The following is an 8,566-nucleotide window of genomic DNA, read 5'->3' as shown; positions in this document are numbered from 1 at the left end:
GTCTGGTTGAGGGCGTCGGTGACGGCGACCAGGTGGTGGCGGTCGTCGTACTGGTAATAGGTGTTCTTGCCCGAACAGTCCTGAAAGCGTTCGACCTGGGCCAGTGTGTTCCACCACAGGTATTTGGACTTCAGCGTCGGATCGACGATGGTGTGCGGCAGGCCGTCATCGCCGTTGAGGTATTCGGTCTTGTGGCCGAGTGCATCGAGTTCAGCGACCAAGTTGCCCTTGTCGTCGTAGCGGGCGCGCCAGGTGCTGCCGTCGGGGTAATCGACCTGGGTGACCCGTGTGGTCAGGTGATGGTAGCGGTAGGTGATGCTGCGGCCCAGCGGGTCGGTCTCCTTGAGCAGCCGGGCGTACTCGTCGTACTCGAAGGTCAGCTGGTTGCCATCGGGCAGCGTCAGACCGGTCATGTTGCCGGTGTCATCCAGGTCGATGGTGAAGCGCTCGCCACCATAATCCCGGCTCGAGGTTACGCGGTGATCGGCGTTGTAGTGGATTTCCAGCTCGCGCCCCAGCACATCGGTCACCCAGGTGGTGCGGGCCTGACGGTCATAGCGGAACCGGAAATGCTCGCCATCGCTGGTGGTGTGTTCGACCACCCGAGGCTGGCCTTCAATGGTTTCCCAACGGTATTCACAGCTCAGGCCCAGTGCGTTGCTGTGCCGGGTCATGACGCCATCGGTGTAGCTGAAGCGGCGCACTGAATCGCCGTTACGGTTGAACACTTCGCTGAGCTGGCCGTGCTCGTCGTAATGGTACTGGACGAGTGTTTCGACGGCCTGGTTGTCGACGATGCGCTTGACGGCGTTCAGACGCGTCGAGCCTTCTTCGTAATGCAGGTGCACGCGCACGCCACCCGTGGCGCTGATGTCGGTCAGTGTGCCGTCATCGGTGCGGGTGAAATGCAGGAAGTGGCCCAATCCGTTCTCGATGCGCTGCAGCGGGACGGTGGTATTGGTGTTCGGGACTTCACCGAAGTAGAAGAAGATGTTGTCCAGTGTCTGCAGTAGGTAATGGCCGCCCTGCGTGCAGACCAGATAGACCTGCTCATGCGGGTTGTAGATACGCTCACCGGGCTGTACGTCCACAAAGGGAACGCTGCGGCCCTGATTGTCGGTGAGGTAGACGAAGCGGCCATGCCTGCGCAGGCTCTGTTCCCACGGCAGGACCCAGCCTTTGCCAAGCACGCTGTCGACGGTCAGGTCGCTGGCATAGAACCGCGACCACTCGATAGGCATCAGGCCCGGCAGGCTGAAGTCGATTTCGTCGGGGATGAGCTTGCGGCCGGTGGTGGTGTCGACCGGATTACCGGCCAATCCACCGATTGCGCTGCGTGCCACCGGCTCGACCACGTAACGACTGGCCACTTCACCTGCTACGAAGCCCGCAGTGAATTTCAGGGCGCAGGGCATGATGGCTTTCATGCCGGCCTGAGTGCCGGCCTTGATCAACTGGGCAATCCCGCCTGCGGCTCCGGCCACAGCCATCAGGATGTCAACGGTGGTGCGCAGCCAGCCTGGAATCTCGTCGTCCACCGGCAGGTAACGGTAGGTGCCGCCGCCGATGAATACGTTGTTCGAACCGCTGGTGATCTTGCCGCCGCAGGTGATCTTGTCTTCCTTGCGCGCCGCCGCCACCCCGTTGATGAAGACGTTGGTCGAGCCTTCGGCGATCTTGACCGGGCCCGGGTGTTTTTCGCAGGCCGCGATGCTTTTCTCGACGTGTGCCGCTTTGCGGTTGTTGATGTACACGTCGGGCGAGCCGGTGGTTATCGTGCCAGAGGGGGAGGAAAACATACTCCCTATCGCCTCCCCTGCGGCGGTGAGCAGGCTACCTCCGACGCCTGCTGCAAGCCCCGCCAGGAGCGCCACACCGAATCCGCACGTGAATGTGGCGATGGCCACGGTCGCAATCAACGCAATGCCGAGCGCAGCCCCGATCAGGAATCCTCCCAGGGCGCTGGTGTGTGATATTTCGTCACCGAACCGGGCGGCCTCGTACATGGGCGTTACTCCTGTTCGCCAGCGTCAGTCGGGGTGCTCTCCGAGCGTCGCGGCTGAAAGCTCGCCAACAGATCTGACCAGCTTTGCGTCTGGTCGAGGCTGAAATCGGTCTGAGAAGTGGTCGAAAAAATGATCGCGCGCTCAGGTTCGATCAGAAATGCGGCCTGACGCTGATAGAAGGGACGGCCATCCGTCATGTAGTACGCGTCGATCTGGATACCTTCCAGAGGCGCCACAGTCGATAGCGAAACGGCTTTCTTGCTCAGAAGTGTGTAGCCGCGCAGCTTGGAGGCCAGCATTTTGACCTGACGATCTACATAAGTCTTAAGCAGCTCGGAGGGCAGCAAGGTGTCCCGCGACACAGTGATGCTCAACGGCGCCGGAATGGTAGCGCCCAGCACAAACATGTTCACCGTACGATCTTCAAAACCTTCTGGCAGTGCAATACTGCCCTCGTGCAACTCGTAATCCATGTGAAAAGAATTCCTGTAATCAGTCAAAGAGTTATCAGTGGGCAGCAAGGCCGTCGAGCATGCGATCGAAATCGGTCAGCCACAAGCTGAGTTGCGGGTTCACAGGATCGACGAGGCAGGAGACTTCCAGCCATTGTTCAACGCCCTGCTCTGCAACAGGAACAACGGCGCCTACAAGACGAGCATGATGTTCCGCAGTGCCCACTTTGAAGAAAAAATCCAGCGTTTTGGCCGGGCTGCCAGCAAGACTGCTGTCTTGGCGACGAATAACCCGTAGCTCCGGGTCGCGCTCGCGAAACGCTTGAATCGAGGCACCGAAAAGTGACTCCAGCGTCTGCCCGTCCATAACGTCTCGGCGCTTGATGGACAGCATGACCTGTGAGCCTTCGTGTTCAACTGTGGTCTGAATGTCACGAAACCGAAACCCTTCCGGAAACACCAGATTAAAACCGCCGAAACTGAAACTGCTCGGCAACTCCCGCAAAGGAACAACAGGCTCGGGCTCAGGCTCTGGGACAACCTCAACAACTGGAGCTTCCTGCTCTGCCTTGCGAGCCGCTTCCTCAAGCGCAATACGCTTCGCGGAGATACGGTCGTAAATACTCGTTCTGACCATGAACTACGTTCTCACTTGTTGATATCGACGCGTTTGCCTTGAACGAAAGTGTTTTCTCCAAGCACATTGATCGCCTTGCCTTGGATCGTGATTCCGTCTTTGGTCAGCGTAATACTGCTGTCGCCTACCTTGAGAACAATGTGCTGCAGCGCCTCGACCTGAATGAACTGGTTGTCGACCTTGATCGTCAACGACCCTTGTTGCACGTTCATCACAGTGTCTTTCTGAATGACCTCTGTCTGTGTACCACCGACTGTAACGACGCGGTTGTTACCCACATCGTGCTTTTCATCAAGCTCGATCTCGGTGTCCATGTTGCGCTCGGCGTGCACGATCACCTGCTCGGCGCCCGCTTTGTCTTCAAAGCGGAAGAAGTTGGCCGTACCGCCATCCCCTTTCATAGAGCGCGTCAGGAAACCACTCTGAGTCTTGTTGGCCGGCAGCGACCACGGTGGTGTGTTCTGGCTGTTGTACAGGCTGCCCATGATGAGTGGACGGTCCGGGTTACCGTCGAGGAAAACGACACCGCCCTCGTCGCCTACGCGGGGGATCTGCATGCTGCCGAAACCGCCGCTGGCACCGGTTTGGGCGACGCGGACCCAGCAGGAGCTTTTGTCGTTGAGTTCACCTTTTCGATCCCAGTGGAACTGGATTTTCACGCGACCCAGTTCGTCTGTATAGATTTCTTCGCCTGGCGGACCAACGATAATTGCGGTCTGCGGCCCGGAAATAGTAGGGCGCGGTGTAGTGAGTTGAGGCCGGAATACGATCTTTTTCCGGACGCAGGAAAACGTGTTGTAGTAACTGGCCTGTTGGCCATTGAGATAGTTGTTGTGGCCTTCGCTTTCGACGCTCATCAGCAGGAATTGACGATCATCAGGCGAACCCTGATCGTGATCGTAGTGCTGCAGCAATTCAAAGGTATATCCAGGCTTCATTGCGCGACAATTGCTCGCGCCTTTGAAGCTTTTTCCCTTAAGTTCGAGCGCTTCGACTCGCAACCTGACAAGTGCTTCACCCTCGTCGTAAGTGCCATGGGTGTACTGGCCAGGGAAGTCGTAAATTTCGAAGTTTTCGACGTCCCCCTGCTTGTTCAGACTATTCATAGTCACAGGCAGACGATTGGTCGGCTGACGATAGTCAAAGGTCTGGACAGCGATCTTCCCTGATTGAAGCTGCCGATTACCGGTCCATTCCGTAATGGAGTCTGCGGTCTCGGTCACTGAAGCCGTGTGGAATCGAATCTGGGGCTGCTCAGGCAACGGCACCAACGTGGTGGAGTCGTCGCAGATGATCATGGTGTGACCTTCGGCAGTGTGCTCGAAGTAATAGAAGATCCCCTCTTCTTCGAGCAGACGCTGTACGAAGTTGAAATCAGACTCTCGGTATTGAGTGATGTAGGTATAGCGCTTCAGAGGCTTGCTCAGACGGAACTCATGGCGAGAAAACGCTGTGCACAGCGCGAACACCTGGGTAACCACCTCTTCAACGGTATTACCCTGGAAAATGCGTGTGTCGAACCGATTCTTCAGCATAGAGAACCAGGGATTCAGTGTAGCTGTATAGCGAGCCATGCCGCCGTCGCTGCCGATACTGGCGAAGCGCGTGAGGTAGCCGGCAAGGTATTTCGGTGAGCCGTCGGCGAGTTCAATTTCGATGACCGCGTGCTGACCCATCATGGACTTCAGTTCGACCCCTGAATCCTGGCATACCAGCAGCAGCTCAAAGCTGTAGGCACGTGAAAGCCCTTCCGCCCCCCTGAACGACTCCAGCAGCAGTTCCTGCTCAGGGTTGGCAAGGTTCTTGAATTTGAAAAGGCGCCGGTTCTGCGGTGAGAGCATCGCGGCCAGGTCCATCAACATGTATATCTCCTTGAAGGCAAGGGAATCGCTACCGAAGAGTCAGCTATTACAGGCTGAAACAATCTGCTAACTGGATAGGCGAGGCCTGATGAAAGCATCTACGAAACATCTGCGAATAGACACAAGCAAGGTTCGTCCACCCCTGTACTAAAAGCCTGAAAACCTCGTAAGACAGAGGCTACAGACCTATCTCGCTCAGGATCACGCCTGGACAACGCTCAGATAAAAAAGCGCGTCGTAAAGGCTAAACCGGAACGTGGGACCATCGCGCAGTTCGAAAGTGCCACTACGGATTCTAAAAAAGTCAACCTCGTCACAGTTTCAAAATCTTTACACGCGACATCGGCGAGAAAGGAGACACCTACGCAGGGGCTGTGTCAACTAGCCCTCGCCTCTAAAGGGCAGGCAAAGCGCCAAGACTGCCGACCGCAGCTAATAAATCAGAATGTTCTCTGGATGAGCTGCCGGACTTGGATGTAAATAACTCAGTACAGACAACAAGTTATGATTCACACCCAAAAAATGATGCCACTGAGACATCATTGCCGTACACAAATTGTGCGATAAAAATGGACGAGCATCTGAATTAAACTCTAGGATTTGTGTCAGATTGCGGCTTTTAGCCATCATTAAATCCCAATTCCCAAGTGCTCCCTCAGCCAAGGAAAGTGATGTGTAAATGGACCTTTTAGCCAACGTACCCAGCTGGGACGACATAGAACGTAACCTCGACCAGAAATACAGTGAGCTCAATCAGAGCGTCAACGAGGGGTTGCAGAGCGCTCACGATGGATGGAACGGCTTCACCAGGCGTGTGAGCCAGAGCGCTACGCAAGCCTATGGCTACGCCGGGGGGCGAAGGATCGACTCGGTTCGATTGGCAATGACGCTGTCATATCCAATTATTCAGGCGAACCTGCAACGTAAATGGGCATCGATCGAAATCGAGCAGATCCTTCCTGTTCTGCTGCAACTGGTTAAAGAAGTTGCGATGATTCTGGGCGGAAGCGTCGCCGTCGGGACCATTATCGGTGGCGCGGCAGGATCGTTTGCATTCGGCGTCGGCGCTGTACCGGGCGCAGCAGCCGGAGCGGGCATCGGACTACAGGTTGGCAATTTGATCTTGCTGGGACTGGGTCTGTCGGCAGTCGCGGAATATTTTTACAAAGGGCTGCCTGCCTGCCTGTCGACATTACAAGAAGGTATGACCATCGCGTGGCACGCCGAAGATGGCTTAAGGCCTGTGGGTCTGGACCCCACCGGTGGGTCCGAATGGAAAGTGCAGGAACGTATCGACCGGGCGGCTAGGCAACTGGCCAAGGGTCAAGAGCAGTTGGTCCTTCTGCTCCTCACCGCTATCGTAACTTATCTGACGCGCGGGCAGGTCAAAGCTGGAATTGTAGGGAGCATGGACAGCATTGCAGCACGAAGCGCCAAGCTACAAGCGGAGATTTCGAATAAGCAGTTCGCAAACTGGTTGGCTCGTAATGAGCAGAAATTGTTGGCTCAGTCCGAGCTGAGGGCGGCAGAGCCTACGCCTATAGCAAAAGCAGAACCCCTTGAAGCAGACAGCCTTCCTAACGCACCGGACCAAAAAAAGGTTGCTCCAAAGCCACCTCCCGTCATGAGCCTGCGTGAAGCCGTTGGAAAAGAAAGAGCAGAACGGTGGATAGACGAAGGAAGAGCGAGAGCCAATCGAAGGGCAATAGAAAAATCGCAGCTGCTCACGGATGACGAAATAGGTGCTCTCTATGGCTACTCTACCGACGAGGTCTATGAACAATTCAACGCGGCTATGCGAGCAGGTAATGCAACGCCAGAGATAGATGCGTTCGCTCATCACGCAACCCAAGGTTTGGCAAAGCTCCCAAGTTATGTAGGAGGCAAGACTTATCGTGGAGTAAACCTCCCTCAAGACGTTCGTGACGGGCTTGTCGTGGGGGGAGATGCAGTAGATAAAGCATTTATGAGCAGCTCGGCGACTACTCCGTTTCAGAATAAAAACACACAAATGATCGTTGAGGGATTCTCCGGCAAGGACATCTCTTTCTTGACCCACCTTCCTGAAGCAGAAGTACTATACCCTCCGGGTGTCCGCTTTGAAGTTCTAAGTCGCCAAGACAAAGACTTTATTACTACTGTTTCGATTAAAGAGTTACCATGATAGATCTACATAAAGAACTAGAAGCAATATCTGACTATGCACTTCAGTATAATGACTTGAGGCCAGGGGCGACGCCACGTGCGTCTGCCAATAACGGAAGGTTATCGGCTGGAAACCCTGAGAACTTAATTGCGGAGCCTTATTGGCTTAAGTCAAGGACTTGCAGCCTTACGTCGGCACAGGCGCTTGACAGGGCGAAAGGTGCTCTAATAGGGCTAGCCGTAGGAGATGCGGTAGGAACTACATTAGAATTTAGCCAGCGTGATACCTTTACCATTGCGGATATGCAAGGTGGCGGACCATTTGGGCTAAAGGCTGGAGAGTGGACCGACGACACTAGCATGGCGCTATGCCTGGCAGATAGTTACTTAGCTAAAAATGATTTGGATTATGCCGATTATTTGAATAGACTTTGTCGTTGGTATAAAAACGGTGAAAACAGCACGACCGGAGCTTGTTTTGATATAGGTCTTACAACAAGAAAAGCCCTTGAGGGCTGGATGAAGGATGGAATGAGATGGATTGGAAACTTTGAGATCAATACTGCTGGCAATGGCTCAATTATAAGATTGGCACCAACAGCTATTTTTCGGCGTAACTCTCTTTCTGTAACCTGGATGGAAAGTCAGAAGCAGAGCAACACCACGCACCGAGCAGTTGAAGCCGTGAACAGCTGCGAGTTTTTAGGCATCAAACTTCACCAAGCTCTTAATGGCGCTGACAAACAGGAGCTTTTTAATCCGGTGATCGGGCCTTTCCAGCCGCGAATTATGGTCATTAATGCCGGTGAGTATAAGCAGAAAACTCGTGACCAGATACGTTCATCAGGCTACGTTATAGACACTCTTGAAGCTGCTTTATGGGCGGTTTGGCATACCGACAATTTCAAAGATGCCATTCTATTAGCTGCCAATCTAGCAGATGACTCGGATAGTGTAGCAGCCACAGCTGGACAGATCGCAGGCGCACTTTACGGACTCTCAGGTATACCAAGAGAGTGGGTCGAAAAAGTGGCATGGTCAAAACATATCCAGGATTTAGCACAACAGCTTTTCGAACGCGCACCATCGGAGGGGTTGACGATATGACATCTCGACTCACGCCGCAGAATATATTCATTATAAAAGGCATTTTAACTGTAGTACTATCGGCCTTCTGAAAAGAAGGCCTAGGGATTCTCCGAACAAGTCCTCAAATGTGATGAAATACGCCTGACCACCTGATCCGAGCCGCCCATGAGCCAGATGAGCTTTTCCGATTTCGAATATGCCGGCAAGCGCAAGCAGACACGCCGCGAACGCTTCCTCGCCGAGATGGATCAGGTCGTGCCCTGGGCAGGTCTGCTGGGCCTGATCGAACCGTTCTACCCCAAGGCCGGCGGTGGCAGAAAACCTTATCCTCTGGAAACCATGCTGCGCATTCATCTGCTGCAAAACTGGTTCTCC

Annotated in this window: 7 protein-coding genes; 3 read left to right on the top strand and 4 right to left on the bottom strand. The window is 54.5% G+C overall.

The window, feature by feature from the left end:
* The 4 genes from BZK31_RS27525 to BZK31_RS27510 form a co-directional block, all read right to left on the bottom strand.
* A partial coding sequence (locus tag BZK31_RS27525; RefSeq protein WP_208617241.1) for a DUF6531 domain-containing protein occupies positions 1 to 2,006 on the bottom strand: 2,006 nt, incomplete at its 3' end.
* Between the two features lie 5 nt (positions 2,007 to 2,011).
* The gene (locus BZK31_RS27520) at positions 2,012 to 2,479 is read right to left on the bottom strand and encodes a DcrB-related protein (protein WP_083186351.1); all 468 of its coding nucleotides are present in this window, start codon (positions 2,477 to 2,479) and stop codon (positions 2,012 to 2,014) included.
* A 34-nt stretch (positions 2,480 to 2,513) separates the two neighbouring features.
* Positions 2,514 to 3,095, bottom strand: a complete 582-nt coding sequence (locus tag BZK31_RS27515) for a DcrB-related protein (protein ID WP_083186350.1) — start codon at positions 3,093 to 3,095, stop codon at positions 2,514 to 2,516.
* 11 nt (positions 3,096 to 3,106) lie between these two features.
* The gene (locus BZK31_RS27510) at positions 3,107 to 4,957 is read right to left on the bottom strand and encodes a type VI secretion system Vgr family protein (protein ID WP_083186349.1); all 1,851 of its coding nucleotides are present in this window, start codon (positions 4,955 to 4,957) and stop codon (positions 3,107 to 3,109) included.
* A 679-nt stretch (positions 4,958 to 5,636) separates the two neighbouring features.
* Here BZK31_RS27510 and BZK31_RS27505 point away from each other — a divergent pair.
* From BZK31_RS27505 to BZK31_RS27495, 3 genes are all read left to right on the top strand, one after another.
* Positions 5,637 to 7,121 (top strand): DUF6861 domain-containing protein, encoded by a 1,485-nt coding sequence (locus BZK31_RS27505; protein WP_083186348.1) that lies wholly within the window; start codon positions 5,637 to 5,639, stop codon positions 7,119 to 7,121.
* Positions 7,118 to 8,209 (top strand): ADP-ribosylarginine hydrolase Tri1, encoded by a 1,092-nt coding sequence (gene tri1 / locus BZK31_RS27500; protein ID WP_083186347.1) that lies wholly within the window; start codon positions 7,118 to 7,120, stop codon positions 8,207 to 8,209. The genes BZK31_RS27505 and tri1 overlap by 4 nt, the downstream gene beginning before the upstream one ends.
* 147 nt (positions 8,210 to 8,356) lie before the next feature.
* On the top strand, positions 8,357 to 8,566 hold a 210-nt coding region (locus tag BZK31_RS27495; protein WP_167378101.1), incomplete at its 3' end, for a transposase.

Origin of the sequence: Pseudomonas floridensis (assembly GCF_002087235.1) — a bacterium.
GTDB lineage: Bacteria > Pseudomonadota > Gammaproteobacteria > Pseudomonadales > Pseudomonadaceae > Aquipseudomonas > Aquipseudomonas floridensis.
Note: the sequence above shows the minus strand (reverse complement) of the source record. Positions and strands in the feature narration are given on the sequence as shown.